This window comes from Escherichia sp. 93.1518 (assembly GCF_013368915.2).
Lineage (GTDB): Bacteria > Pseudomonadota > Gammaproteobacteria > Enterobacterales > Enterobacteriaceae > Escherichia > Escherichia ruysiae.
In genome coordinates, this window is sequence record NZ_JABWMT020000075.1 from 1 (window position 1) to 2,010 (window position 2,010).

2 protein-coding genes and 1 pseudogene are annotated in these 2,010 nt (G+C 32.3%); all 3 read right to left on the reverse strand.

Translation table 11 applies throughout. The features are described from left to right. Positions 1-223 (reverse strand): annotated as a pseudogene (locus HEN21_RS22920) (glycosyl transferase); the annotation flags it as partial. Further along, positions 220-798 (reverse strand): dTDP-4-amino-4,6-dideoxy-D-glucose acetyltransferase VioB, encoded by a 579-nt coding sequence (gene vioB / locus HEN21_RS22395; RefSeq protein WP_176251833.1) that lies wholly within the window; start codon positions 796-798, stop codon positions 220-222. The gene vioB and the pseudogene HEN21_RS22920, both read right to left, overlap by 4 nt. Position 799: 1 nt before the next feature. Beyond that, entirely contained in the window at positions 800-1,912 is a 1,113-nt protein-coding gene (gene vioA, locus HEN21_RS22400; protein WP_176251832.1) for a dTDP-4-amino-4,6-dideoxy-D-glucose aminotransferase VioA, read from the reverse strand. Positions 1,913-2,010: the final 98 nt, after the last annotated feature.

Here is a 2,010-nt window from a genome sequence, read left to right on the forward strand (position 1 = left end):
TATTTAGATCGATTTTTTCAAAACACTGATATAACGGATCTAAAGAAGCAACGTTTAGTGAACCATCAAATATAAAATTAAATGCTATTTGATCTTTATATTTAGAATTTTTAATCGTATTAATCAGATTTACAAAGCACTTTTCATGGCTAAACCACTCAGGTCGATTATTTTTAGTTGTTCGACTAATATCCGTATGCCGAAAATAAATATGAACTTTCACAAATTATCTCCAATAATACTTGACTTAAAAACAGGCTCAAGCTCCAATAATTTTTTACTTCTTTCAGATATTGGTTTAGCAGGTATACCTACATTTATCGTAAATGATTCACAATCCTCTTTGACGATGGAAAGAGCTCCAATAGCTGCACCTTCATGTAAAATGACATTAGGAAGAACAATACTTCCACAACCTATGATGACATGTTTGCCTATAAACACTGGTCCGCTATGTATATTAGTATATTCATCAGGAACAACTGGATTAGTCATATAATTACCAGAGTAATCATCATTGCTGGAATATATTGACACGCGAGATGATATATTTGCATAGTCAGATATTGTTACTTTTCCTCTTCCAATAATTGAAGAGTATACGGCTATATGAATATAATCGTGTATATCAATACCACCTTCTCCAGCTGAAAGTACGCAAAAATCATCTATCCTTACATTATTTCCAATACTAATGTTGCCACATCCATAAAAAGAAGCTTTATCTGAAATCCTTACATTATATCCGACGCTTTTAAAACCCATTTTTTTTAGCTGTACTTCATCTAAATGCGGCATATCACGATTTACCCAATAATAATTTTGCTATTTTTACAACAATGTCTTCATTTAAATCCTTATAAATTGGCAAGCAAAGCACTTTATCTGCAACATTATTGGCTATTGGTAGGTTATCTACACTTGCTGACATCAACCCTCGATACATAGGCATATTGCTGATTAATGGATAAAAATACTTTCGAGATAGAATATTATTTTTCTTAAGTAATTCATACGCCTGGTCGCGACTCATATGGAAACCGTCATCTATGAGAACAGGAAAATATGAATAGTTACTGTTTGCATTTTTATTTTCTGGAAAAATAGTAATCCCCGGAATCCCTTTAAGTAATTTCCGATAAAGATTATCGATCATTTTCCGCTTATATATTGACTCTTCAATATGTTTTAACTGAACAAGCCCAAATGCAGCATTAATTTCACTCATTTTACCATTTATTCCTGGTGCTGTTACAGTCACCTCATCGGCAATACCAAAATTTTTTAATCGATCTATCCGCAACTTAGTTTTTGCATCAGGGCTAATAATTGCTCCGCCTTCAAAGGTATTAAATACTTTCGTCGCATGAAAACTTAGAATTGATAAATCACCATAGTTAAGTATACTTTCCCCTTTAAAATTCACACCAAATGCATGTGCTGCATCGTAGATTACTTTCAAACCATAATTATCTGCTATTTTTTGAATTTCTTCGACGTTACATGGCGTTGAATAGCAATGGACAGGTAAAATAGCTGATGTTTTTGGCGTAATGGCCTGTTCTATTTTTTTGTAATCAATGTTATATCCACCATTTTCAATATCGACAAACACAGGTGTAAGTCCATTCCATAGAATGGCATGTGATGTTGCAACAAATGAATATGGGGTTGTTATTACTTCACCTGTTATTCTTAGTGCTTGTAAAGCTGTGATTAATGCAATAGTTGCGTTGTTAAAAAGAGATATATGTTGTACTCCCAAAAACTCGCATAATTTGTCTTCCAGTTCTTGATGAAATGGTCCATTATTTGTCAACCATTTATTTTGCCATATCTTTTCCAAGTAAGGTGTGAATTCCGCAAGTTCTGGTAAAGAAGGTTGCGTTACTGGGATAATTTTATTGTTCATTTCAATCCTTATTTTTTTATAAGAGAAATAATAGCTATAAACATCTCTTTATACATGATTCGAATAAGCATAATGTAAATAAAAGCATTTAATAAAAC

Bases quoted from the DNA above. Each gene is read 5' to 3' on its own strand.
- vioB (WP_176251833.1), bottom strand. From the start codon at position 798: ATGCCGCATTTAGATGAAGTACAGCTAAAAAAAATGGGTTTTAAAAGC.
- vioA (WP_176251832.1), bottom strand. From the start codon at position 1,912: ATGAACAATAAAATTATCCCAGTAACGCAACCTTCTTTACCAGAACTT.